At 64.9% G+C, this 24,910-nt stretch carries 25 protein-coding genes; 15 read left to right on the plus strand and 10 right to left on the minus strand.

Annotated elements, in window-relative coordinates; all coding sequences use genetic code 11:
• From ACFC0O_RS16605 to ACFC0O_RS16630, 6 genes are read right to left on the minus strand one after another with little or no spacing between them, the layout of a single operon-like run.
• Positions 1 to 1,239 carry an amidohydrolase family protein gene (locus tag ACFC0O_RS16605; protein ID WP_375958592.1) on the minus strand — a complete coding sequence of 413 codons (1,239 nt, stop codon included), beginning with the start codon at positions 1,237 to 1,239 and terminating at the stop codon, positions 1 to 3.
• A gap of 28 nt (positions 1,240 to 1,267) precedes the next feature.
• Positions 1,268 to 2,035 (minus strand): 3-oxoacyl-ACP reductase FabG, encoded by a 768-nt coding sequence (fabG, locus tag ACFC0O_RS16610; RefSeq protein WP_375958594.1) that lies wholly within the window; start codon positions 2,033 to 2,035, stop codon positions 1,268 to 1,270.
• Positions 2,032 to 3,261, minus strand: a complete 1,230-nt coding sequence (locus ACFC0O_RS16615) for an alpha/beta hydrolase (RefSeq protein ID WP_375958596.1) — start codon at positions 3,259 to 3,261, stop codon at positions 2,032 to 2,034. The genes fabG and ACFC0O_RS16615 overlap by 4 nt, the downstream gene beginning before the upstream one ends.
• The gene (locus ACFC0O_RS16620) at positions 3,258 to 3,503 is read right to left on the minus strand and encodes a hypothetical protein (protein WP_375958598.1); all 246 of its coding nucleotides are present in this window, start codon (positions 3,501 to 3,503) and stop codon (positions 3,258 to 3,260) included. The genes ACFC0O_RS16615 and ACFC0O_RS16620 overlap by 4 nt, the downstream gene beginning before the upstream one ends.
• Entirely contained in the window at positions 3,500 to 4,165 is a 666-nt protein-coding gene (locus ACFC0O_RS16625; protein ID WP_375958600.1) for a VOC family protein, read from the minus strand. Before ACFC0O_RS16625 ends, ACFC0O_RS16620 begins: the two co-directional genes overlap by 4 nt.
• A 23-nt stretch (positions 4,166 to 4,188) precedes the next feature.
• A complete protein-coding gene (locus ACFC0O_RS16630) occupies positions 4,189 to 4,947 on the minus strand; it encodes a maleate cis-trans isomerase (RefSeq protein WP_375958602.1) in 759 nt (252 codons plus the stop codon).
• Between the two features lie 279 nt (positions 4,948 to 5,226).
• Here ACFC0O_RS16630 and ACFC0O_RS16635 point away from each other — a divergent pair, with 279 nt between their 5' ends.
• The 6 genes from ACFC0O_RS16635 to ACFC0O_RS16660 all read left to right on the plus strand — a co-directional run bounded on the left by ACFC0O_RS16635 (position 5,227) and on the right by ACFC0O_RS16660 (position 14,676).
• Positions 5,227 to 7,332 (plus strand): hydantoinase/oxoprolinase family protein, encoded by a 2,106-nt coding sequence (locus tag ACFC0O_RS16635; protein WP_375958604.1) that lies wholly within the window; start codon positions 5,227 to 5,229, stop codon positions 7,330 to 7,332.
• 12 nt (positions 7,333 to 7,344) lie between these two features.
• Positions 7,345 to 9,666 carry a hydantoinase B/oxoprolinase family protein gene (locus tag ACFC0O_RS16640; RefSeq protein WP_375958606.1) on the plus strand — a complete coding sequence of 774 codons (2,322 nt, stop codon included), beginning with the start codon at positions 7,345 to 7,347 and terminating at the stop codon, positions 9,664 to 9,666.
• Between the two features lie 41 nt (positions 9,667 to 9,707).
• A complete protein-coding gene (locus tag ACFC0O_RS16645; RefSeq protein WP_375958608.1) occupies positions 9,708 to 11,384 on the plus strand; it encodes a (2,3-dihydroxybenzoyl)adenylate synthase in 1,677 nt (558 codons plus the stop codon).
• A 16-nt stretch (positions 11,385 to 11,400) separates the two neighbouring features.
• Positions 11,401 to 12,966, plus strand: coding sequence for an FAD-dependent monooxygenase (locus ACFC0O_RS16650; protein WP_375958610.1), 1,566 nt, complete (start codon positions 11,401 to 11,403; stop codon positions 12,964 to 12,966).
• Positions 12,967 to 13,001: 35 nt separating this feature from the next.
• Positions 13,002 to 13,745, plus strand: a complete 744-nt coding sequence (locus ACFC0O_RS16655; protein ID WP_375958612.1) for a TetR/AcrR family transcriptional regulator — start codon at positions 13,002 to 13,004, stop codon at positions 13,743 to 13,745.
• Between the two features lie 67 nt (positions 13,746 to 13,812).
• Positions 13,813 to 14,676: an alpha/beta fold hydrolase gene (locus ACFC0O_RS16660; RefSeq protein ID WP_375958614.1), complete on the plus strand. Its 864-nt coding sequence runs from the start codon at positions 13,813 to 13,815 to the stop codon at positions 14,674 to 14,676.
• Between the two features lie 14 nt (positions 14,677 to 14,690).
• On the opposite strand, the gene ACFC0O_RS16665 is transcribed toward ACFC0O_RS16660, so the two are convergent.
• A complete protein-coding gene (locus tag ACFC0O_RS16665) occupies positions 14,691 to 15,338 on the minus strand; it encodes a TetR/AcrR family transcriptional regulator (protein WP_375958616.1) in 648 nt (215 codons plus the stop codon).
• A gap of 132 nt (positions 15,339 to 15,470) precedes the next feature.
• On the opposite strand from ACFC0O_RS16665, the gene ACFC0O_RS16670 reads away from it, so the two are divergent.
• On the plus strand, positions 15,471 to 16,433 hold the full coding sequence (locus ACFC0O_RS16670) for an oxygenase MpaB family protein (RefSeq protein ID WP_375958618.1): 963 nt from the start codon (positions 15,471 to 15,473) through the stop codon (positions 16,431 to 16,433).
• A 66-nt stretch (positions 16,434 to 16,499) separates the two neighbouring features.
• Here ACFC0O_RS16670 and ACFC0O_RS16675 read toward each other — a convergent pair whose 3' ends face one another.
• Positions 16,500 to 17,414, minus strand: coding sequence for an NAD(P)/FAD-dependent oxidoreductase (locus ACFC0O_RS16675; protein WP_375958621.1), 915 nt, complete (start codon positions 17,412 to 17,414; stop codon positions 16,500 to 16,502).
• 72 nt (positions 17,415 to 17,486) lie between these two features.
• Here ACFC0O_RS16675 and ACFC0O_RS16680 point away from each other — a divergent pair, with 72 nt between their 5' ends.
• On the plus strand, positions 17,487 to 17,975 hold the full coding sequence (locus tag ACFC0O_RS16680) for a MarR family winged helix-turn-helix transcriptional regulator (protein WP_375958623.1): 489 nt from the start codon (positions 17,487 to 17,489) through the stop codon (positions 17,973 to 17,975).
• A gap of 26 nt (positions 17,976 to 18,001) precedes the next feature.
• Here ACFC0O_RS16680 and ACFC0O_RS16685 read toward each other — a convergent pair whose 3' ends face one another.
• A complete protein-coding gene (locus ACFC0O_RS16685) occupies positions 18,002 to 18,658 on the minus strand; it encodes a TetR/AcrR family transcriptional regulator (protein ID WP_375958625.1) in 657 nt (218 codons plus the stop codon).
• A 184-nt stretch (positions 18,659 to 18,842) separates the two neighbouring features.
• Here ACFC0O_RS16685 and ACFC0O_RS16690 point away from each other — a divergent pair, with 184 nt between their 5' ends.
• From ACFC0O_RS16690 to ACFC0O_RS16705, 4 genes are all read left to right on the plus strand, one after another.
• The gene (locus ACFC0O_RS16690; RefSeq protein ID WP_375958627.1) at positions 18,843 to 20,885 is read left to right on the plus strand and encodes a CocE/NonD family hydrolase; all 2,043 of its coding nucleotides are present in this window, start codon (positions 18,843 to 18,845) and stop codon (positions 20,883 to 20,885) included.
• Positions 20,886 to 21,148: 263 nt separating this feature from the next.
• Positions 21,149 to 21,670: a hypothetical protein gene (locus ACFC0O_RS16695; protein WP_375960744.1), complete on the plus strand. Its 522-nt coding sequence runs from the start codon at positions 21,149 to 21,151 to the stop codon at positions 21,668 to 21,670.
• Between the two features lie 47 nt (positions 21,671 to 21,717).
• Positions 21,718 to 22,125: a hypothetical protein gene (locus ACFC0O_RS16700; RefSeq protein WP_375958629.1), complete on the plus strand. Its 408-nt coding sequence runs from the start codon at positions 21,718 to 21,720 to the stop codon at positions 22,123 to 22,125.
• 286 nt (positions 22,126 to 22,411) lie between these two features.
• On the plus strand, positions 22,412 to 22,669 hold the full coding sequence (locus tag ACFC0O_RS16705) for a hypothetical protein (RefSeq protein ID WP_375958631.1): 258 nt from the start codon (positions 22,412 to 22,414) through the stop codon (positions 22,667 to 22,669).
• Here the strand turns inward: ACFC0O_RS16705 and ACFC0O_RS16710 are convergent.
• Positions 22,652 to 23,140: a hypothetical protein gene (locus ACFC0O_RS16710; protein ID WP_375958633.1), complete on the minus strand. Its 489-nt coding sequence runs from the start codon at positions 23,138 to 23,140 to the stop codon at positions 22,652 to 22,654. The two genes, ACFC0O_RS16705 and ACFC0O_RS16710, sit on opposite strands and share 18 nt — an antisense overlap.
• 131 nt (positions 23,141 to 23,271) lie before the next feature.
• Here ACFC0O_RS16710 and ACFC0O_RS16715 point away from each other — a divergent pair, with 131 nt between their 5' ends.
• From ACFC0O_RS16715 to ACFC0O_RS16725, 3 genes are read left to right on the plus strand one after another with little or no spacing between them, the layout of a single operon-like run.
• On the plus strand, positions 23,272 to 23,622 hold the full coding sequence (locus ACFC0O_RS16715) for a hypothetical protein (RefSeq protein ID WP_375958635.1): 351 nt from the start codon (positions 23,272 to 23,274) through the stop codon (positions 23,620 to 23,622).
• Positions 23,603 to 24,133, plus strand: coding sequence for a DUF6879 family protein (locus ACFC0O_RS16720; protein ID WP_375958637.1), 531 nt, complete (start codon positions 23,603 to 23,605; stop codon positions 24,131 to 24,133). The genes ACFC0O_RS16715 and ACFC0O_RS16720 overlap by 20 nt, the downstream gene beginning before the upstream one ends.
• Positions 24,130 to 24,906 (plus strand): helix-turn-helix domain-containing protein, encoded by a 777-nt coding sequence (locus ACFC0O_RS16725; protein WP_375958639.1) that lies wholly within the window; start codon positions 24,130 to 24,132, stop codon positions 24,904 to 24,906. The genes ACFC0O_RS16720 and ACFC0O_RS16725 overlap by 4 nt, the downstream gene beginning before the upstream one ends.
• Positions 24,907 to 24,910 lie beyond the last annotated feature (4 nt).

The raw sequence follows: 24,910 nt of genomic DNA on the forward strand, positions 1-24,910 counted from the left end.
TCATTCCTTGGCCGCCGAGGTGGCGAGCTGGGCGCGGTAGTGCTCGCGGTCGAGGCGTGAGCCGCGTCGCCAGACGGTGTCGATCGATAGTGAGGTGCTGATATCGGTGGTGGGGTCGCCGTCGATGAGAACCAGGTCGGCTTGCAGGCCGGGGGCGATGGCTCCGCGGTCGGTGAGGCCGAAATGCTTGGCGGGCAAGGAGGTTGCCGCGCGCAGGGCTTCGACGGGGGTGAGTCCGGCGCGCACCAGCAGGGCGAGTTCGCCGTGGGCACTCACGCCGTGTGCGGTTCCGAAGACGCCGAGGCTGGCGGCGTCGGTGCCCATGAGCACCGGAACCCCCGCCTCATGCAGCATGCGTGCGGCCGCGAGGGAGTATTCGAGTTTGGACTCGCCGCCCAATTTCCAGCAGGCACAGAGGTTTTCGTGCCATGCATCGGGAACAAGGTTGTTGACTCGGGGGTCGTGGGCGAGGGCTTCGCCGGTGGTCTCCCCCGCCAGTGAGCCCAGCGTGCTCAGCGTGGGGATGATGAAGATTCCGGCCTGCCGGATGTGCTCGATGATCTCGGCGGTGGGTTCGGTGTCCATGAACAGGTGCACCAGGCCGTCGACACCCGCATCCACGGCCTGACGCGCGCCTTCGAGGGTGGTCACGTGCGCGAGCGCCATTTTGCCGTGCCGGTGCGCCTCACCGACGATGGCGGCGACCATTGCCGGGTTCAGGGTCGGCGAGTCATGACCCATGGCGGAACCGTCGTCGATCAGCAGTTTGATGTAGTCGGCGCCCTCGGCGAGACGATCGGTGACGAACCCGGGGATATCGTCGATCGTGCTGACGGTCGGGAACTGTTCCTCGAAGAAGGATCCGATCAGCATGGACGGGTGCCCGCCCGGCACCGTCGTACCGAACGAGGACGAGCGCACGTCGGCGACATCGTCACGCACGGCGGCTTTTTCGCGCTCGCCGAGCATCCACTTGGGGTCCGAACCCATATCGAGTTCGGTGGTGACGCCGAAGACGATCGCCTGCGCCAATGCGGGCGGTTTCGCGTGTGCGTGCGCGTCGATCAGCCCGGGAATCAAGGTTTTCCCGGTGCCGTCCACCACCTCGGCTCCCACCGGCGCAGCCACCGTGCCGACGGCGGCGATGCGCCCGTCCTTGACCAATACATCGGCGCGATCGAGTACCTCGCGGCCATCGAAGACACGTGCCCCACGGATTACGAAGTGTGCGGAACCCATTGTGTGCTCTCCATTTTCACTATTCATCTCAGTTGACCGGTCCACCGGCGACATAGAGCGTCTGACCCGAGACGAAACCTGAGTCCGCACGCACGAAGAAGGCGACCGCCGCAGCGATATCGTCGGGCTGTCCGATCCGCCCGATCGGAACATGCTGTGCCAGTTCGGCTTCCAGCTCTTGGAAGGTGATGCCCAGCCGGTCCGCCATGGCCGCGGTCATCGGGGTCTCGACATAGCCGGGCGCGACGGTATTGACGGTGACGCCGAAGCGCCCCAGTTCGATGGCCAGGGTTTTGGTGAATCCCTGCAGACCGGCCTTGGCCGCGGCGTAATTGGCCTGCCCGCGATTACCCAGTGCCGAGATGCTCGACAGATTCACGATGCGGCCCCAGCGTGCGTCGACCATGTGGGATTGCACCGCGCGACTGAGCAGGAACGCGCCGCGCAGATGCACACCGATCACCGCGTCCCAGTCCTGCACGGTCATCTTGAAAAGCAGGTGGTCGCGGGTGATTCCGGCATTGTTGACCAGCACGGTGGGCGGGCCGAGTCGATCGGCGATGCGCGCGATGGAGGTGTCGACGGCGCATTCGTCGGCGACGTCGGCGACCACCGCAAGTGCGGTGCCGCCCGCGCGCTCGATGGCCGCCGCGGTTGCCCCGGCGGCGTTTTCATCGCGATCGAGGATCGCGACGGCGATGCCGTCGCGGGCCAGCCGGGTCGAGATCGCGGCCCCGATACCGCTGCCGCCACCGGTCACCACCGCAACGCGTGAGTCCTGCGTCGGATCGCTCATCGGGCCAATCCGCCTATCCATTCGGCGATCTCGGCCGCGGCCAGTTGCGCGCCCGTGGGCTGTCCTTCGGCGATGGCACCGCCGAAGTGCGTGCCGGGCACCCGCAGATATGTCTTGTCGCGAGCCCCGAGCGCGTCCACCATGGCCTTCGCATCCTCGGGGAAGCAGGCTTGATCACCGGTGAGCTCGATGAACAGCGTCGGCGTCGTCACACCCGGTGCGCAGCGCAGAAATTCGGCATTGCTGCTCAACCCGGACCAGGTCGACAACCAGGCGTCGGGGGTGCTGATGCGCCCGAAGCCGACTAGACCGTAATCGGTCAGATCAGGTCGACGCCCGAACAGTGATCCGTAGGGCCGGTCGTTCGGATCCAGCGCGAGATCGGTGAATCGCAGGTCCGCGTCGGTGCGATACACGGTAAGCAGTCGCGGCGCGAGCACCGCCCGGCGATATACGGGATCCTTGGTCTCGGCGAAAAGTGCACGCGCCCTCTCTGTCTCGGCGATATGAGTTCGGGCGATGTCGTCCAGGCGCGCCACCCGCTCGCGTTGAGCGCGGCGATACCGCTCGACGAATTCGGGACTGTACTGCGAGGCGTGCGGGGGTTCGGCGAAACCATTGCCCGGATCGAAGGGATTGAGACTGGCGTCTACCGAGAGCGGATCGGCCTCATCGGAAACCGACGGATCGATCAACCGCAGCAGCAACGCTCCCTGACCGGGGTGCGGGGCAAGGAAAATGGCCGCATCCGGCAGCGCCATCTCCGCGCCCGCGAGATCGATCGGCCGCCCAGCGGGGGTATGGGTGAGCCGCGATTCCGGAGCGAGCGCGGCCTGTTGCTGATAGAAGGCATACAGCGTGCCACCGCCGGAGTGCCCGAGGGTGATGACGGTGTTGAACAGGTTGCGCAGCAAGAGCATTCCCGCCGCGACATCCAGTAGCGCCTGCTCGTGCACCAGGTTGATGTCATTGTTCGGCGAGCGCGTGCCCTGCGTCCACACCGCGAACCCGCTCGCGAGCAGTTCCGGAACCAGCACGTGATGCGTGAGGTCCTGGCGCGGATGCATAAGACAGACAACGACTTTCGCCCCCGGTACGGTGCGCAGCACCCCGGAGACCTTCGCCCCGTCTGCGGTGACCAGCTCGTGGACGGTGGTCACCGTCCGGTCGGGGGCGACGCGCGCCTCGATATAGCGCCCCGCACCCAGGTGTACGGTCTCGGTCATCGCGGCTCGATTCGCATGGCGTCTTTGTCCCACTGGGTGATTCGAGAGTCTGCGAGCCCCGCCACGCTGGAATACCAGACGGCGTGCCGAGCCCCGGTCGCCCGCCGATCGATGACGATCGGCCCGTCGGCGCTGATCCGCAGATACGGCCCAACCCGGTCCACGGTGACCGCGGCATCGGCGTCGGCGACCGCCGCGATCGGAGTGTTCTCGGGTACCTCGAGCATGTACAGCGTGGTCATCGCGCACTCACCACCGCGTCGACATCACCAGCGCGGGAAGCGGATTGGCCGTCCTGCCAGGCCTGCGCGCGCTCGGTGATCAGATCGGCCTTGCGGCACAGCAGCTTATCCATGGTGGGATCGCCCGCCCGCACGATATCGACCAGCGCGTCGATGGTGATATTGGCGTCCAGATCCTCCTGCGGCGTGACCGGCCGCATGGCCCTGGTGAATTCGATCATGTACCCGTTGGGGTCGTGGGTGTAGATCGATTCGATGGTCTCGTGCTGGATCTGCATCTCCACCGGCCAGGAGCTGGCATCGAGCCGCCGCCGATATTCGAGCAGCTCGTCTTGGCTGTCCACGTGAATGGCCAGGTGCCGCGAGCGAATGAACCAGATCGGCACGTCGGCACCGAAACTCGAATAGGCGTCGCCCTGCGGCCCGTCGGTGAAGGGTGTGGTCCCGAAGTAGTAGAAGAACGCCAGCCGATCATCGTTGCCGATATCGAAGAAGAAGTGGATGAAGTCCGGATGCTTGTCCGGACCCCATCCCGCCGCGCAAATCGAGTGCACGACAGGGAATCCGAGTACATCGCGGTAGAACTCGACGGTGCCGGCCGGATCGAAGGTCGGATAGGCGACGTGATCGACGCCGCGGACGGTATGGGTTAGTGGGGACATGATTCCTCCGGTCGATACTCGAATCAGGCGAGGGCGGTGAGGTTCGCGTCCGCGCGCAACAGCCGCCCGGCATCGGGCAGGTCGACGGGCAGCGAGAGCGCACGCAGCAGGCTGTATGCCCCGGCGGTGGCCGCCGAGAGCACCGGCAGCCCGAATTCGTCTTCGGCGGCCTGCACCAGATCCAGCGAGGGCATCTGCACGCACGCCGAGATCACCAGCGCGTCCGCGCCCGAGCGATCCAGCGAGCGCGCGGCCTCGAGCACGCGCTCGCCCGGGATGCAGCCGACCTCGGCATTGTCGGCGACTTCCAGTGCGCGCCAATCCAATACCTCGATGCCCTCGGCTTCGAGGTAGTCCACGACCTGCTGTGCCAGCGGCCGCATATACGGGGTGACCAGCACGATGCTGCGCGCGTCGAGCGCCTTGATGCCCTCGACCAGCGCACCGGCGCTCGATCGCACCTTCGCCGCACTGCCGCCGGTGGCCAGCTGCTCGGCCACCAGTCCCTCGACGCGCTGGTGTTCGCCCGGTCCGACGGACATCAGCGCGACCAGGCACGCGTAGAGCACCGCGTCGACCCCGGCATCGCCGAGTTCGAGGATGCAGCGTTCGCGCTGGGCGTTCATCGCGGCCAATTGCTCGGGTGAGACCGCCTGCATCCGCATCCGGCTCGAGTGGAACGAGAATCGCGCCTCGCGGTGCCGCCCGAGCAGCCGTGGCAACTCGGTTTCCACGGTGACGTTCGAGCTGGGCACCACGAGTCCGATTCGGTGCGTGTCCATCCGGGTGTACCTCCACACTCCCTGATCACCGGTTGGTGATTGACATATGCGTTGAGTATTCGACTCGATCGGCGATCCGTCAACCACTATTTTGACGCACATGTCGAGTATTTTACGTGTTAGAAGAACGGGAATCTGCTGGTAGAGCTGGTAATTTGAGGTCTTGGATGTGACCCCGTTCACGAATCACTCTTGACATCCAGTCGTCCGCGTCAAATACTCGACGGCAACGTAAGTCAACGTAGACGTACGCTTCGGCATAGATAGAAAGCAGTGGTCATGAGCTATGTGATCGGCGTGGACGTCGGCGGCACGTTCACCGATGCCGTCCTCGACGACGGCGCTGGAACCGTGGTGGCGGCGAAGGCGCCCTCGACCCCGCCGGACTACTCCGAGGGCGTGCTCGATGTGCTCGAGGTGCTGGCCCAGCAGCTCGGGCGGCCCATCGAGGAGATGCTCGCCGATACCCATCACATCGCGCACGGGACGACGTCCTCGCTCAATGCGCTGGTGATGGGCAATGTGCCCCCGGTCGGATTCCTGACCACCAAGGGTCACCGCGACTCGATCTACATCATGAATGTGGAGGGCCGCTACCTCGGCGGAGCGCCCGAACAGCTACAGAATGTGATGGGGCAGAGCAAGTCTCACGGTTTGATCCCCAAGCGGCACGCGCTCGAGGTGATCGAGCGGGTGGACCGGGACGGCAATATCATCGTCCCGCTCGACGAGGAGGCCGCGCGGCATTCCATTCGCGCGCTACTGGACGACGGACTGAAGGCGATCGCGGTATCGCTGCTGTGGTCCTTCCGCAATCCCCGGCACGAACAGCGCATCCGGGATCTGGTGCATGAGATCGACCCGAGCATCTACGTCGCGCTGTCGAGCGAGATCAGCCCGCGCATCCGTGAATTCGCGCGCAACGCGACCACCATCATGAGCACCCAGATCGGCCCGGGCCTGCGCGACTACCTCGGTGCCCTGGAAACCCGGCTGCGCGAACGCAAACTGTCCGGCCCGCTGCTGGTGATGCAGAGCAACGGTGGCGCGGTGACCGCGGCCGAGGCTCCCAATAACGCGATCAGCACCGTCGGATCGGTGCTGACCGGAGGCGTGGTCGGTGCGGTCTCGCTGGGACGGCAGCTCGGACATCGCAATGTCATCGCCACCGACGTCGGCGGCACGACATTCCTGGTCGGCCTCGTCGTGGATGGCGAACCGGTGCGCACCAGCACCACCATCATCAATCGCCATCCGATCAATGTCCCCACCCTCCAGGTGCACGCCATCGGCTCCGGTGGTGGCGCGATCGCCTGGCTCGACGCCGGCGGGAACCTGCAGATCGGGCCGCACAGTGCGCAGGCCGTGCCCGGCCCGGCCTGTTACGGACAGGGTGGCACCGAGCCCACCAACGCCGACGCCAACCTTGTACTGGGCATCCTGCCCGAGCGCGGTCTACTCGGCGGACGCAAGCCGCTCGACAAATCCCTTGCCCGCGAAGCGATTCGGACTCGCATCGCCGAACCGCTCGGCTTGAGCGTCGAAGACGCCGCTGCCGCGATCTACGCGGTGCAGAACGCCCAGACCGGTGATCTGTTGCGCAAGACCGTCGTCGAAGCCGGACACGATCCGCGCGACTTCGTGCTCTACGCCTTCGGCGGCTCGGGTCCCGCGCACTGCGCCGCCTACGCCGCCGAGATCGGGGTGCGCGAGGTGATCGTGCCGCTCGGCCAGGTGGCCTCGGCATTCTCCGCGTACGGTCTGGCCGCCTCCAATGTCGTTCTGGCGGCGGAACTCTCGGATCCGACGACCATGCCGATGGATCCCGCGCGCGCCGAGGCGAACTTCCACAAGCTCGAGCGGCGGGTGCGTGCGGCCCTGCGCCGCCAGGGTCTGACGTTCAGCCGTGTCGAGGTCGAACGCGAGATCGATATGCGCTACGGCGCCCAGCTCGCCGAGGTCGCCACGCTGGTACCCGAGGGTGAGCTCGACTCGACCACAATGTCCACTGCCACAGCGAATTTCGAACAGCGCTATGCCGAACTCTACGGCGAGGGCGCGGGTTTCCGCGATGCCGGAATCCAGGCCATCACCTTCCGGGTCCGCGCGACCGGCGTGCTGCCGTTCTCCTCCGAGCTCCCCGAACTCGAGGGTGCGGGTTCCACCGACGCCTCGGTCGCCCAGATCGGCACCCGCCCGGTCTGCCTGGACGGCCAGCTCGGCTACGTCGACACCGATGTCTACGACTACAGCAAATTGCGTGCGGGCCATGTGCTTCCCGGTCCGGCGATCCTCGAGGTGCCGACCACGACCGTCGTCATTCCGCACCGGACCGTCGGCGTCGTCGACCGCCTCGGCAACCTCACCATCACCCCGGTCAACTAGGAGATCGCCGTTATGACCATGCCCATTCCCGGTTCGGAAGTGTTCTCCAGTCGCCCGGTCGACCCCGCCGAACTGCTGCGCTCGCTCCCGCCCTCGCTGCCGGTGCACACCGTCACCCAGGAGCAGATCGACGCCCTCGACCCGCTCACCTATGAGGTTGTGCGGCACCGCCTCTGGTCGGTCACCGATGAGATGGGCGAGGCGCTCAAGCGCATGTCCGGCTCGCCGATCGTGACCGATGCCAATGACTTCGATTTCGCCATCGGTGACGAGCTCGGCCAGGAGGTCCAGGTCGGCCTCTACAACACCATGCTGGTCGGTGCGGTCGATCTCGCGATCTACTGGACGCTGCAACACCGCGCGCTCAATCCGGGTATCGCCGAGGGCGATATGTTCCTGTGCAATGACCCCTGGGTCGGTGGCGGACTGCATCAGAACGATGTCATCGTCTATCAGCCGGTCTTCCACGAGGGCAAACTCTTCGCCTGGACCAGCGCCATCTGTCACGAACCCGACCTGGGTGGTTTCGGACTCGGCTCCTTCTCCCCCGCCGCGCAGGACGTCTTCGCCGAGGCGCTGCCCACGCCGCCGATCAAGGTGGTGCGCGGGGGCGTGCTGCAGGCCGATGTCGCCGATGCCTGGGTGCGTCGCTCGCGGGTGCCGATGCTGGTCGGGCTGGACCTGCGCGCCAAGGTCGGTTCCAATACCGTCGGGCGCAATCGCCTGCTCGCGGTGATCGAGCAGTACGGCGCGGACACCGTCAAAGCGGTGATGAAGCGCATGATGGCCGATGCCGAGACGCGTTTGCGCACAAAGCTTTCCGGTTTGCCCGACGGCACCTGGAAAGCCACCGGATATCAGGACCAGTCCCACAGCGGGGACCGAGATCTGCACAAGATCACCCTCGCCATGACCAAGGCTGGAGACCACCTCAGCTTCGACTTCACCGGAACCGACCGCCAAGCCGGAGTCATCAATTGCACCTATGCCGGGATGCGTGGCGGTGTCATGCTCGCGCTGCTGCCCGTGCTGGCCGGTGACATCCCTTGGTCCGCAGGCGGTTTGATGCGCTGCTTCGATCTGATCTCCGAACCCGGCACCATCAACAATGCCACCTTCCCGGCGGCGGTCAGTCGTGGGCCGATCGGTCCCGCCTGGCTGACGGGCACGCTGGTCGCCGAATGCCTGTCCCAAATGCTCGACCGCTCAGTCGATTTGGGCTCGAGCGTGCAGGCCGCCTGCTGCGGTACCTGGGATACGGCGGTGCTGGCTGGCCTCGACGAGCGCCCGGCCCAGCCACAGCCGTTCCTCAACGTGATGATGGAGCCCATGGCGGGCGGTTACGGTGGCCGCCCCACCGCCGACGGCATCGATACCGGCGGCCTGTTCTGCATCCCGATGGGCCGCGTCCCCGATACCGAGATGACCGAATTCCTATACCCGCTGCTGATGCTGTGGCGGCGTGAGGAGCCCGACTCCGGCGGTCCGGGACGCCATCGCGGTGGTGTGAGCGCCTCGGTCGCCATCACCCCGTACGGCACCAGCCTGCCGATGGGTCTGGTGCTGGCCTCCGCGGGCAAGGCCGTGGCGCAGAATCAGGGCCTGGCGGGCGGCTACCCCGGCAACACCGGCGTCGAAGTCCTCGCGCGCGGTGCCGATATCGCCGCGGAGTTCGCGGCTGGTCGAATTCCGGCCAGCCTCACCGAGTTGGGCGAAGGCCGCGAATTCGGGCAGTGCTATGACGAGAGCTTCCTGGCCCCGGGGCAGGTGCTCTACATGCACTGGCAAGGTGGCGGCGGTTACGGTGATCCGCTGCTGCGCGATCCGGACGCGGTGGCCGTGGACCTGCGCGAAGGCAAGGTGACCATCGACGCGGTGGAGGACCTCTACGGCGTCATCATCACCAATGGCGAGATCGATATCGACGGCACCGCCGCGCGCCGCGACCAGCTGCGGGATCTGCGGCGCGAACGTTCCACCGCGGTCGATACCGACGCCCCGCGTCTGGATCTGACCAACGCTCGGCGGCTCGATGACAACCTCGCCGAGGTCACCGTCGGCGACGCGCACATCGTGGCGTGCGCGCAGTGCGGATACGCGCTCGGAGACAATCGCACCGACTCCGAACTGCGTCTGGCGCGCTACGAGGGTCCCTCGCGTGACGCGGGCCCGCAGGTCACCTCCGATCCCGGTGTCTATGTCGACGCCCCGGTGGTGTTCCGTCAGCTGTGCTGCCCGAGTTGCTGGACCGCGATCTACAGCGGCATCGTGCCCGCCGATCATCCCGACCACGCCCTGGAACTGGCGCGACTGGTTCCCGCCGCCGCCCAGTAACCCCCCATCTTTCGAGAATCGGATAAGCAAGGATTCCGCCCGTGACCCATTTCGATTGGAACGGCCGTTTGGTCGGCTACCCCGCCGACCGAGCAGCTCACTACCGCGCCAGCGGCGCGTGGTCCGACGCACCCACCGGTCGTCGACTGCGCGAGGTCGCCGAACGTCATCCCGATCGGCCCGCGGTGATCTCGGCCGACGGGCGGCTCTCCTATGCCGAACTGGACCGGCGCACAGACCAACTCGCCGCCGGTCTGGTCCGGTTGGGGCTGCGGCAGCATGACCCCGTGCTGCTGCAGCTCACCAACCGGCTCGACACCGTGGTGGCCTGGTACGGCGTGATCAAGGCCGGATTGGTGCCCGTCGCTACGCTGGCGGCGCATCGCATGCACGAAATCTCCTACATCAGTGCCAAAGTCGGGGCGACGGTTCATATCGTCGAGGCGGGCACACCGAAATTCGATCTGGTCGAGTTCGCGCTCGAACATGCTCGCGGGCAATCGCAGATCCGGCAGATCATCACCGTCGGCGCGGATTCGCCTGCGGCAGAGACTGTTCGGCTCGAGGATATCGGCGTCGATATCGATGCGGCGACCGCTCGCCAGGTGGTGCTGGACCTCGAGGATCTGATCGACCCACAGGACGTGGTCGCGTTTCAGCTGTCCGGCGGCACCACCGGTGTGCCGAAGGTGATTCCGCGGATCCACGCCGAGTATTGGAACAACGGTCTGCTCTACGCGCAGCGACTGGGCTGGGACGAGGACACGCGTGTCGCGCATCTGATTCCGTTGGTGCACAACGCCGGTATCTCCTGCGCGGTGCACGCCGCGCACGCGGTGGGCGGCTGTTTGGTCGTGGCGACTCCCGATCCGGAGACGGCGTTCGAGTTGATGGCGCGGACCGAGACAACCGATGTACTGCTGGGTCATGGCCTGTATCGCGCGGTCTTCGACGAGCGGTTCGTGCCCGCCCGCAAACACCTGCGGCGAGTGATCCTCTCCGGAGCCAAAGTGCCTCCGTCGCTGTTCGATCACGTGCAGGCCGACGGCGCGCTCGCCGGACAACTGTTCGGCATGTCCGAGGGATTGTTCACCGTAACGCCCTGGGATGCACCGGAATCCGCGCGGCTGGCCACAGTGGGAACGGTGATCTCGCCCGAGGACGAAATCCGGCTGCTCGACCCCGGCACCGAAACGCCGGTGCCGCACGGCGAAGTCGGCGAACTGTGCTGCCGCGGTCCGTACACCATCCCCGGCTATTTCGATGCCGCCGAACACAATGCGGGCGCTTTCACCTCCGACGGTTTCTACCGCTCGGGTGACCTGGCCATGATGGTGCGCTTGCACGGCGAGGACTACCTCTCGATCGAGGGACGCATCAAGGATGTGATCAATCGCGGCGGCGAGAAGATCAACGCCGAAGAGGTCGAAACGCTGCTGCTGCGCCATCCCGGTATCACCGAAGCCGCCGTGGTCGCGATGCCCGATCCACGCCTGGGCGAACGCGGATGCGCCTATCTGGTGTCCGCCACCGGAATCCCGTTGAGTATGAGCGAGATTCAGCGCCACCTCGGCGATCTCGGCGTCGCCAAATACAAATGGCCCGAACATCTGGAGTGGGTCGAGGCCCTGCCACGCAGCAATGTCGGCAAGGTCGACAAGAAGTGGCTGCGCAATAGTGTCGCGGCCCTGGTCGCAGAGTCCGAATCCACCGCATAACCCAGGAAGGTTGCGAATGAAACTGCACACGGTAGCCGTCCTCGGCGGCGGGCCCGGCGGGCTGTACACCGCCCGGCTGATCAAGAAGAGTCATCCCGACGCGCAGGTCGACGTCTACGAACAGGGCACTCCCGATACGACTTTCGGCTTCGGGGTCGGGCTCGCGGCCCGCACGCAGGACAATCTGCGCCAGGCGGACAGCGCCTCGTTCGATGCCATCGAGGCCGCATGCCATCCGCACGAGATGTCGATGTCGGTCGGTGATCGGACCGTCGTGTACCCGCATGGGAATCTGGTCGCCATCGCGCGCACCCGGCTGTTGCAGGTGTTGCAGGATGCGGCGAGCGCGGCTGGGGTCGGACTGCATTTCGGAACTCGGCGCACCGCAGCGGAATTCGATGTCGATCTGGTGATCGCCGCCGATGGTGTCAATAGCGCGACACGGCAGTCCCAGGCCGCGGTGGTGCAGCCGCACATCTCGGTGGGCAAGGGGCTATACCTGTGGTGCGGAACGGAATTCGCGTTGCCGCGTGCGGTGTTCGTGCCCGTCACCACCGAACACGGGACCTTCGTCGCGCATGCCTACCCCTATGCGCCCGATCGCAGCACGTTCCTGATCGAGACCGACGAACAGACGTGGCGCAACGCCGGTTTCGACCGCACCACCATGAAAACCGAAGCGGGCGAATCCGATGAGGAATCGCTGCGCTATCTGGAGAAGGTATTCGCCGACTCGCTCGACGGTCATCAACTCATCGGCAATCGCACGCGCTGGACACATTTTCACACCGTGTCCTGCGAGCGCTGGCACACCGGGAATACGGTACTGCTCGGCGATGCGGCGCATACCGCGCACTACTCCATCGGGTCGGGGACCAAACTCGCCATGGAGGACGCGATCGCGCTGGATAACGCGCTGCGCGAATCCGATGATCTCGCTTCGGCTCTGGAGCGCTATGAGCTCGAGCGCCGACCTGCGGTCGAGCATTTGCAGAGTGTGGCCCGGCGCAGCGAGCTGTGGTGGGAATCGTTCCCCGGCCGCACCGATTTGCCGCTCGAGCAGTTGACGCTGGCGTATATGACCCGCGCGGGCAAGGTCGGCATCGATCGCTTCGCGCATTCGGCGCCCGCGCTGGCTCGGGCGGGGCTGGCCGCCTATGCGGGGACCGAGATCGGCGAGGTGCCCGCGGACGGTCTCGACGACTGGATCCTGGCCCGGCCGCTCACCCGTGGCGGCCGCACCTTCGGCGACCGCATCGCACCGCCTGAGCTGCGCCACGCCGCGGGCACCCATACCGCCTCGATCGACTTTCCCGATGCCTGGGGCGCGGCCGCCGACGCGTTTCTCGACGAACTGCCCGTCGCACAGACGATATGGCTCACCGGTCCGGCGGACCGCTCGGCGGTCCTGACCAGACTCGATCTGGCCGAACGCTGTTCGCGCCGGACCACCGCGCTGATCGTGGTGGAAGCCACCCGCGCACAGCTGTCCGATCTCGCCGCCGGATTGGCCAGCGCCCGAACGCACCTGGTCGCGATCACCGACGAGCCGAACGCGGTACGCCGGGACGCGGTCGCATGACCAGCACTCCGGCCGCGGCAGACTATTCTGCGCCTATGCCCGCAACTCGCGCCTCGAAATCCAGTGCGGCCGCCACCGACACCCCGGCGGCCAAACCGAGCACCGCCCGGCGCGAACTCGTCGAACAGAACATCATGCAGCATGCGACCGCGCTCTTCGCCGAGCGCGGCTTCGCCGCGACCTCGCTGCAGGACATCGCCGAGGCCGCGGGGCTGACCCGCCCCGCGCTCTATCACTACGTCGCGAACAAGGATGAGCTGCTGGCGCGGCTGGTCCGCGAGATCACCGAACAGCCCGCCATCGCACTGCGCGGCATCAACGACCGCACCGATCTGGACAGCGTCGAGAAACTGCGCACCATGGCGAGTGAGATCGCACGCAGCCACACCGAATCCCCGGATCGTTTCCGCCTGCTCGTCCGCTCGGAAGCCGAACTCCCCGAACAGCTTTCGCAGATCTATCAGAGGAGCAAGCGGAACGTCCTCAAGGAGTTCATCCGGGTCATCGACACCGGCATCGCCGCCGGGGTCTTCCGCCCGGTCGACCCGCGCGTGGCCGCCCTCGGCATCATCGGCATGCTCAACTGGATCGCCTGGTGGCATCACCAGGACTCCCCCGACACCGAACGCGCGATCGTCGATCAGCTCTCCGAAATGGCGGTCCGCACGGTTCTGCACGAAGAGGCATCCACCCAATACGACGGCGGCCCCGCCCGCGCGATCGCGGCCCTGCGCCAGAACCTGGACTACCTCGAGCGCCAGTTCGGCGGCAAGAAGTAGCTCGCATCGATGAATTTCGACTGACTCCGTCGTCGTATCTCCGGATACCGACAGACAGGAGTACGGCATGGCGAGCCCGTTTCAATCCGGTGCGACCTCGATACGAGCCAACGGCGTGGATTTAGGCATCGAGAGCTTCGGCCGTGAAGCCGATCCACTCGTACTGCTCATCGGCGGCACCACAATGCTGTCCTGGCCCGACACGCTTTGCGAGCGACTCGCGTCGGGCGGGCGGCGCGTAGTCCGCTACGACCTGCGCGACTCCGGCACATCAACAACCCTCGACCCGGAGAACCCGGCGTACGACCTGCGGGATCTGGCTGCCGACGCAGCCGCGCTCGTCGGAGCGCTCGGAGCCTCGACCGCACATCTCGGTGGGATCGGTGTCGGCGGAATGGTCGCTCAGATTGCCGCACTGGACTACCCGGACGCGTTCTCCGCCCTGACCCTTGTCGGCACGCGGCCGGTCGCACCGGGTCCGGTCGATGACGACCTGCCGGACCACGATCACGCGGTACTCAGCACTGTGTTCTCGCGCGCACTGCCGGACTGGACCGACCGCCATGCCGTCGCGGCCTTTGCCGCAGCCGGTGCTGAGCCGATGGCCAACGACCTGGACCAGGCGCGCACGACAGCGGCCCGAATCTGGGACCGCACCCCATCAGCCGATCCCGCAGTGCACCAGGCGAACCAACTCGGCATGGTCTTCTCCCGAATCAACTGCGCCCCACGCTGGCGCGAACGCCTCGGCGATCTCACCATCCCCACCCTCGTGGTGCACGGCCGCGCCGACCCGTTCTTCCCCCTCGGCAACGGCGAAGCTTTGGCCGCCGAAATCCCTGCGGCTCAACTGCTCATCCTCGACGAGATGGGAACCGCACTGCCGCACACCGCCGCGGACGAAGTAGCGACCGCCATGCTCGCCCTCTGACCGAACCGCCGCTCTCAGGCCGTCGCGCCATGTGCGATCAGCTGGCCGATGGCGCGAGCGGTGGCTTCTCGCGCCGCCGCGTCGAGTTGACCGCGCAGGACACGTCGCATCGCAGGAACTGCGATCCCGGTCATGGCGTCCGCGATGGCGCTGGTGTCCAATTCTGTTCGTAGATAGCCGTTTTCGACGCCGCGATCGAGATAGACGGCGGTGGCGGCTGAGAGCTGATCGGTGAGCTGGTCGACAGCGTCCGCTCGTACGGCGGGCGCTTGCGTGAGCAACACCCGGATCAGAATCTGTTCCTGGGCGGCCATTTCCAGCAGTCGGCGCGCCACCGCGGTGATCTGTTCGGTGAATTGTGTTGCGGTGCGCGCCGACTGCGATGTCAGCGACGGATCCTCCCGCATCGCCTCGAGTAGTCGCCGCACCGCGTAGCCGATGATGCTCTCCATCAGGTCGTCCTTGCCGGTGAAGTACCGGTAGATCGTGCCCTGACCGATCCCGAGGTGTGCGGAGATATCGGCGATACGGGTGTTGGCGTAGCCGCGCTCATCGAATACCGCGCAGGCACCGAGGGTGATTTCCTCGCGTCGCCGCGCGGTCAGGTCATCATCCACGCTGCCCGCGCCGTTGGTGGTCGGTCGTGATTTCGAGGCGGTCATGGCTGCATTCTAGGACGGAATAGTCAGTCAGCCTTGTCTGCGACTCAAAGTAACGTCTACCATTGCGGAATGACTAGTCAGTCAGCTCACAAGAGCTCAGATAAAACGCTTCTCACCAGTGCGAATGTCCGGATGGCGTGCTATGGCGACCGCACTCGCAAGGGTTCGGCGCTGCAGACGATGCTCAGCGACGGCTCCGCCGCCTACGCGATCCTGCCCGCTTTCGTCTACGTCGTACTCAGCGAGGCGGGCGCGAAGGGTGTCGATGACCACGACCGCGTCGCCAAACTCGACAACCGCGACACGGTCACGATGGAGGACATGCTGGGCCGGCTGATCGACAGTCTCGACCTGGTCGTCGGTCTGGCCTTCGCCGATGACGACGAACGCGCGGCAATCGGTCACGCCATTCGCGAACTACACCGTCACATCGAGGGCACCCTCGACGACGGCCGCCGCTACCACGCCTGGAACAAGGAGCTGTGGTCCTGGACCTGGGCGGGCATCCTCAAACCGATCATCGATTCCTACGAGCAGCTTCGCGGACCACTGACGCCGGAGTTCCTCCAGGACGGCTATATCGGCTGGCTGCAACTGGGGGATCTGATCGGTGTGCGCGGACTACCTGAGACGTACCCCGAATTCCTCACCTACTGGGAACAGCATTGGAAGCCGGTCGCCATGGACACCGGCGCGGCCAGATACATTCTGTCCCAGGCGTATACACCCATCCTGCCCGGTCTCGCCCCTTGGTTGCCACGACCGCTATGGAACGCCGTCACCTGGCCTGCCCTGAACCTATTGCGCACCAGCATGTTCATCGTCACCGACCCCCAAGTCCAAACACTGATGAACCTGAAACCCACACGCTCCCAGCAACTGAGCACCTATCTCCACCGTCGCGTCTGGCGCACCATCCCATCCACCCTTACCCGCGAATGGTCCGCGACCTACCTGAAACTCCGCCTGCGCCACGGCAACACGAGCTGGCAACGGCACTACTCCCCCGAATCTTTGGCTCATTACCGCCAGCAGATGAAAGAAGCCACGACACAGGGCGCACCGATGCCCGATCGCCCGTCGAAACGACACTGACGCATGGAGCTAGCGAGCGGGCTTGCTCATTGCGAGTGATCGCTCCCGATGACGCAAAGCGCCCGACTAGCTGCGGGTCAGAGCGTGGTCGATATCTTGGGCGAGAAGGTGGTGGTTGATGGCGATGGCAGCTCTAGATCCGGCTGCGGCTGCACCGATCAATTGGGCCGGGGAATCGACGACGTTGCCTGCTGCCCATACGCCCGTCACGCTAGTGAGTCCTGTCGGATCGGTAGCGACCCAACCATTCTCGCCGAGACCGCAGCCCAAACTCCTCAGCAATTCGTCGCGTGGAATGAAGGTCGGGCCGATGAACACGGTCCGGCGTGGCACCGACCGGCCATCGCGCAGCTCGATACCGTGAATTCGCCCTGCCTGCACGGTAATCCGTGCGACGAGTGCGCTGTCGATGCCAATGTCGCGAGCCTCCAGCGCCCGCCGTTCCTGCTCGGTCAGTTCGATCCCGTTCGGGAAGAAGATCACATCGTCGGACCACTGGCGAACGAGGGCGGCCTGATGGAGGGTGAACGGCCTGTTGTCCCCGCCGATTACAGCGATCGGGGTGTCACGCATCTCGTAACCGTGGCAGTAGGGGCAGTGCAGCACATCGATGCCCCACTGCTCTCGCAGCCCCGCGATCGGCGGTAGTTCATCACGCAGACCGGTCGCTACCAGAACCGCGCGTGCCGAAATCACCGAATCTGGTGTTCGCACAACGAATCCGTCCGCGCACCGGTCGATGTCCGTCACCGGCGCGGCCAGGAACTGTCCACCGTAGCCGAGCATTTCGGCTCGCCCGGCCGCGAGCAACTGTGCCGGTTCGACGCCATCACGTGACAGGAAACCGTGCGCGTGCCGGGCGGGAGCATTCCGCGGTTCACCGGCATCGACAACAGCCACGGTGCGACGGGCTCTCGCCAAAACCGTTGCCGCGCTGAGCCCCGCCGCTCCACCACCGATAACCACGACATCGAATCGCATATCCGCCCCTTCTCCCTGTTACGATCGAACCTAACGGATTGTTCACCAGTTAACAAAAAGGGAGAACCGGTCGTGCCTACACTCCGAGACCGCACGATCGAGCGCTGGCGTGAACACAACCCGGCCATGGACACCTCGCCGATGCAGCTGATCGGCCAGCTCAAACGCATCTCCGGCCTGCTCGACCGAGCCGTCGAGCCCATCTACTCCGAGGCGGACGTCAGCCCCGCCGAGGTGGAATTACTTGTGCCGCTGCGCTATTCGACCGAGCCGATTACCGCGATCCGCCTCGCGGAACATCTCGGCATGTCACGCGCTGGAGTCAGCAAAACCCTGACCAAGCTCGAGCAGAAGGGCCTCATAGCCCGCACCCCGAACCCCGACGACCGGCGCTCCGCCCTGGTGCATCTGACCGAGACCGGCATCGCAGCGATCGACCAGGTGTTCCCCCGCGAACTTCAATGCCACGCAGCACTACTCGCCGATCTCGGCCCCAACCGAGCCCGCATTCTCCAAGCACTACAGGACCTGGCACACGCCCTCGAAACCCGAACACGTTAGTCGGTCAGGAGGAACAGGAGCCAGCCTCAGACCTGTTGCCGCTCAATGGAGAACGAGAGGACTACACGCAGGAAAAGGTCCGCGCGGCGCTCGATATTGACCGGGTTGGCCGGTTCCATCAGGCACTGGGTCATGGTGCCGTCCTGTACGGCGATCAGGGCCTGGCCGAGGGCTTCGTGGTCGGTGATCGTCCGGCCTATTCGGCTCAGCAGGGTTTCGACGACGGGTAGCAGGGCGGAGCTGATCGCGGCCTCGCGCGCGACCATGATCTTGCGCAGGTCCGGATTGCGCAGGGCGTGCGCGGTGAATTCGAGGCTGATGCGGAACCATTTGTCGTCCAGGGGAATCGCGGCCAGGAAGTGGTCGACGACTTGGCGGACCTCGCGCAGGTCGGTGATGGGATCTTGATCCAACACGGCGGTGACGTCGGCGAGCATCTGAGTTGAGCGCTCGGCCCACATGGTGAGGAACAGTTCGTCCATGGAGGTGAACTGCGAGTAGAACGCGCCCCTGGTGTATCCAGCGCGCTCGCAGATTTGCTCGAGTCTGGTGCGGCCGAATCCCTGTTCGGCGAAGACCTCGTAGGCCGCCTGCAGCATGCGCTGCCGAGTTTCGGCGCGGCGCTTGGTGACTCGCTTCGCGGCGGGTGCGGCGGACGTCTCGATGGTGCGCGGCCCTGCCACTCGAACAACCCCTTACTTCGATGGATCTCCCCTCACGTTACCGGGTTGGCGGCTACGGACAATGTCCAGCGCCCGCAGTGCCGATATATTTCCCCATCGGATACAGAAATAAATCAGATGACACGCGGGGGTCGTCGCGAGCCCGCATGGCCCGGCAACGACACATCGAGACAATGGGGTGCATATGTTGAGCAAGCGTCGGCGGCGACTACGAGGACTGGCCGTTCTGCTGCCCGCGGTGGTGACCGCCGCACTGTTGACGGTCGCCCCGGCACCGGCCCAGCCGGATGGCGGCGCTGCCGGTGCACAATGGCTCGCCGACTACGAGTCCGCTCCGAAATATCCTGCCGTGCATATCGATTGGGATGTTCCGATCACGATGAGCGATGGCACCGTGCTGAAGGGGAACATCTACCGGCCCGCGGACGCCAACGGCCCTATCGCCGAGCCGCTGCCGACCATCGTCAACATCACGCCCTACACCAAACTCATGCAGAACCTGGTCGATTCGGCGATCGCCATGCCGGTCCTCTATGACGCGCTGTCCCGGCTGGCCACCATGATCGACTTGTCCGCCTTCGGTTTCGGCGGACTGTCCGATCTGCTGCAGACCGTCCCGGCGGGAACCGGGCGCATCTTCGCGGGCGTGGATCGCAAGCTCATTCAAAGCGGATACACCATGGTCGTGGTAGACGCGCGCGGCACCGGGTTCTCGCAGGGTACGTGGGATGTGTTCGGGACCAGGGAACAAAAAGACGCCGCCGAGATTGCGGACTGGGCCGGGGCGCAACCGTTTTCGACCGGCAAGGTCGGTATGACCGGGGTCTCGTACTGCGCTATCAATCAACTGCATGCCGCCCAACAGGGCTCTAAATCGCTCGCCGCGATTTTCCCGGTCGACCCGGGCAACGACATCCTGCACGATATCGCCGACACCGGAGGCGCTTTCGGCGTCGCGTTCCTGGCTCCGTGGCTGCTGGCCGTCAACGCTGCGAAGTTCGTCCCGGACCTGCAATCGATCTTCGCCGGTCGGTTCGACTGGCAGTGGTTCACCGATCGCGTGGACAGTCCGCTGGTCATGGCCGATGTGCTGGCGGGCTATGTATTCAGCCTGACTCGCGACCAGGTGCCGCAGTCGACGCAGGAACTGCTCGACGCCTCCAGCGCGCGGCATCAAGCCTGGCAGGGCGGCGTCGACAACATCAAGGTCCCGACCTTCCTGGTCGGCAGCTGGTACGACCTGTTCTCGTACTCGGAAGTCAAAGCGTTCAACAGCATTCCGCTGCCGTCGAGTCAGAAGAAGCTGCTGATGGGCAACGGATATCACGGCTCCCCGATCAGTCGCAATGGTGTACCGGGGACCCCGCCGCGCCTGGATGTGCTGCAGCGCGCCTGGTTCGACAAGTGGCTCAAGGGAATCGACAACGGCATCGACGATTACGACCCATATACGCTGTTCCAACAAGGTGGCGGTTGGACCGCGACCGACCAATTCCCACGCCCGGAGGCGGACTACCGGCGGATGTACCTGTCGGCCAATCCCAGTGGCACCACCGCATTCCCGGTCGCGCACGACGGCAGCATCACCTCCGAAGTCCCCGGGGACTTCCAAACACTTACCGTCGCACCGGGTTTGGCTACTCTATGCTCGCGTGACTCCGCGCAGATCACCGCCGGCATAACCTCGGTACTCGACCTGTGTGGCAAGGACAGCCGCGTAGCCGAGACCAGCGCTCTCACCTTCACCAGCCCGCCGGTGAACGAGCCCACCGAGATCTCCGGACCTATCGCCGCACACCTGAATACGGTGCACGACACCCAAGACGGATTCTGGGTCGTCAGCATCAACGACGTCGCCCCCGACGGCCGCTCCACCGCCATCTCCTCCGGCCAACTCGTCTCCTCCTTCCGCGCCATCGACGATTCCCGTTCCACCCGTTCATCCAACGGCGACTACACCGACCCCTGTACCCTCATCTCCCTGTCCGACCGCCACCCCACGGTCCCCGGACAACCCACCACCCTCGACATCAGCATCCGCTCCACAGACGCCGTTCTCCAGCCCGGCCACCGCCTCCGCGTCGACATCTACGCCGCCAACTTCCCCCGCTCCCTCCCCATGGGCCTAACCTTCGCCGACAGCCAACTGGCCCCGCAGCACCTCCAACTCGACCCCGCCAACCCCAGCTGGATCAACCTCCCCCTGGCGGGCAACCCCGCCTGGTGATCGCCTCAGCAATACTGGTGCTGCTCGGCAAAACTCATCACCGTCCTGCAGACCGGATCCGCTCGCCGATCGTGGCGATGTGACCACTGGCGGCCAACAGGTCGCCGGTGGTGACGTACAGTGCAGTGGCGAGGTGCCTACGGCATGCTCGCCCACTCACGCCAGAGCGCACGCAATACCCGTGCCCGGCAGCAACTTCGGTGATCATCCTGACTTTGCGACGCCGACTTGGCAAACAACCACCGCAGTTCGAGGCAATGACTATGCGTCCTACCCTTTACACCGTCGACCATCGAGGTCCCGGAGTACTGAGCATCATGGCCAAACCACGCGGCGGCGAATGGCTCGAAGACGAGATGGCCGCGCTGAAAGCCAGTGGCGTCGACTTTCTCGTCTGCGCGCTCACCGCCCCAGAACTCTACGAATGCGACCTCGAAGCTGAACCACGCACCGCCCGCGACGCGGGCTTGCAGTTCGTTTCCATCCCGATCATCGACCGCGGCATACCCGAGCAGGCGAGCGTGCTGCCAACCCTCCAACGCCTCGCGGCGGAACTCGACGACGGAGCACACGTCCTGACCCACTGCCGCTTCGGCATCGGCAGGGCATCTCTGCTGGCCGCCGCGCTCCTGATCCTGAACGGCACCGACCCCGACACGGCATGGAACCAACTGGAACAAGCCCGCGGGCTCACCGTCCCCGACACCCCCGAGCAACGCCAATGGACCGACACACTGCCCCGACTGCCCTTGCCCGGACCGCCCTCGATCCTATGGAGTCGCTAGAGATTCGTTCCGGCTCGAGTAGCATCCTCGGCGATGACGGGAGTGGGATGCCGGAGATTGTGAACTTAACAGCGGTTGACTCCGCGGGCGTGCTCTCACCGATTGTGCTGCGACTGGGAGAGCCGCCGCTCGCGCGAGTGGAGTTGGTCGGGCACGGCCCGTTCGGCGCGGAAGACGACGACTATCTCGGCTGCCTGCTCGCGCTCCGCGAGTGCCTCGAGCGACAAGGCCAACTGCTGTGTTGCCAGGGAGCACGCCCCGACGTCTGGCCGTCGGGCATGTTGCGACAGTTCGAAAATGGCCGCCGCGCATATGTTCACGACCCAGAGCGACGTGGCGAAGACCTCGAGATGGTTGATATTTTTGCCCCGGCGCCACCCGAGACGGTGGTGAGCATGTTGGACCAGCGCAAGGCCGTCTACGCGTTCAACGGCCTACCTTCGCCCGGCGAATAGTCAGCCCGTCCAGTCCGACCGTTCGGATCGTGTCAGGAAACGATGCGGCGGTGTCAAGGGTGCGTCAACGCAACCGCCCTACCTGCACAAACGGCCTATCGTCCAGTTTCTGACCGGTTCTGTGTTCCGGGCAGCAAGGAGGCGATTCAGGTGAATGGCGACTACAACGATCAGAGGATGCTGGACGAGCTGAGGGCCCACCGCGATGTAGTGCAGATCCTCGATCTGGTGTCCGAGTCGGGTTGCAGCACAGCGCTACTGGTGAGAATGGTGGGGTCGCCGCACAGTGAGCTGGTCCGCTCTCCGCTTGATCGCGGCCTACGGCTTGCTCGCCACGGAAAACCCGGAGGATTGGGCCGATCCCGTGGCGATTCCCGGATCGATCCGGCTGTCCGACAAGGGCGAGGCGGTCGCCGAGGCGCTGTCCCCTCCGAAGGTGCGCCGCACCCCGCATGTCGGGAGCTGGCGCGCCGGACGTGATCTGGTGCGACGCGGATTCGCCCGCCACGCAACCGGATCGGCGACATCACCGGTTCCGGGGTGATTGCCGGGGCCGAAGTGGAGACACCACACCCCGAGCGTAGGTCGCTTCCGGATTCACGGTGATCACGTCGAATTGCTCGACGAGCGCAGATGGCACCTTGCTACCGCAGAAGTGCTCGGGACTGGGCACTATGACCGCCTCTGCATCGAGCCGCGTTGCCTGTGCTTTCAACCGGGCCAGCGGTGGCCGTCCGAACTTCGGATCATAGATCACCATGTCTGCGAAGTCGTAGCCGAGACGAGCTGCAAGCCTGCGGATTTGGGTTTGATCCCAGAGGCGAGCCGATCCAGAAATGTCTGTGCGAAGGTAGCCGATTGCGGTCGGCCTATGTACCACCACTGCCTCGCTCTCGTCCCGCCCGATGGGCGCCCCGCGCCCGCGAAACTCGAGGTAAAACCCCGAGTAGTCATCGGATTCGTCTCCGGCGCTTTGTAGTTCGAGCAGTCCGCCAGCGAATTCGTACAGCGCCATGGACGAATACGCTAGAGAGTTCGTGTCACTGAAATCCACGATGTTTCTTCAGATTTCTCCAGGCCAAATGATTCGTTGACCTGCGGGAGCGACGTCGGAGATCCTTGGCAGGAGGAGAAACCTCCCGCAACATGCTGGATTGGAAGGCCATCGCTATGTCTTTGAAATTCCTGGGCAAGAGCACAACTGGAAATCAATCACCGACGCTGTACCTCGGGGACAGCGACTACGTAGTCCAAGGTTGGCGGGTGACCGACCATCCGGAGCTGATCGAGATTCCCCATGCACTCCTTGCCTACCTGGAGGCCGGGACCTGTCTCGGGGTTGTGCTCACGGATACCGGACACGGTACTTTCACACTCACAGGTGAGCCGATCCGCGATCCGGATGTACTCGCCGAGATGGACATCCCGGACCACGAAGCTGGCGTGACAGTTCCTGTAGGGCAGGAGATTCGACCTGATGTTGCTGCATCGCGGTGAGGACGCCGACCGCCTGTTCGGTCTGGAATGGACTCTCGCGGTCCATCTCGAACTCCAGGACACGTATTCGACGCCCGCAGAAGACGAACCTTTCCGCAAGTTCATGGCCGGCGAACCTGACGACTACACGTGGTTCACGGGCTGGGGCGATATTGTTCGGGCGGCCACGGCACGGAAAAAGCTGATCCGACGCGTCCGAGTGGTGTCGGAACCGCATACGGACTACACGCGGTTCGCGCTGGCGGTCACGCCCTTGAACATCGCTGCGGGAGAAGAGGTTCGGTACATCCCTCGTCACAACGTCGATGCGGCATTGCTCAGCGGCGACGATTGGTGGCTCTTCGATGACGACCTGGTCGCCTTCAGCGTGTTCAGCCCTGACGGTGCGGGAGAAGGGTTGGCGACAACGACTGATCCCATAATTGCGGCGCATATCCGACAGGTTCGGGATCGGCTGTGGCCGTTGGCCATCCCGTACGCGGAATACATCGGGGTATCCGCGGATCGGTGACCGACTCTGCACAGCAATCCAGACAAGCCCTTGGCGGGCAGCTACGAGACATTCGCAAGGACGCCGGACTGACCGCCAGGGCACTCGCGCACGCCCACGGGTGGCCGACATCCAAGGTTTCAAAGCTGGAGCACGGTAATCAAACTCCCAGCGAAGCGGATATCCGCGCATGGTGTAGTTCCTGTGGCGCAGGTGCGCAGGCAGCCGATCTGATTGCAGCACTTCGTAACTTGCAAGCCGCGTACATCGAGATCAAGCGCATGCGGCTGCCGCACCGACAGCGGCAGTCGATCGTCTGGGAATCGGAAACCAGCCTTATGCGCTGGTACGAACCGTTTTTGGTGCCCGGCCTGCTACAGACACCCGCATACGCTCAAGCGGTGCTCAGTCGCGCCCTGGACTTCTTTCACAACTCGCGCGAAGACCTGGAACCTATGTTGGCCGCCCGAATGGAGCGGCAACAGGTGTTGTATCGGGGCGATCATCGGTTCAACTTCGTTATAGCTGAGCAGGTCCTACACACAACGGTCGGCAACGATGACGTCATGGTCGGTCAACTCGACCGACTGTTGATCGCGATGGTGTTGCCCCGCGTCGTGCTGGGAATCATTCCCTCGGAGGCTGAATTCGTCGTCCCGATCTCGAATTTCTGCATGTTCGATCGCAATCGGGTACTCGTCGAAACCATCAGCGCCGAACTGACAGTTAGGCAGCCTCGTGAGTTGATGCTCTATGAGAAGAACTTCAAACTGCTCGCCGAGCTGGAGCGGTGAGAGC

The organism is Nocardia sp. NPDC056100 (genome assembly GCF_042266325.1).
Taxonomy (GTDB): domain Bacteria; phylum Actinomycetota; class Actinomycetes; order Mycobacteriales; family Mycobacteriaceae; genus Nocardia.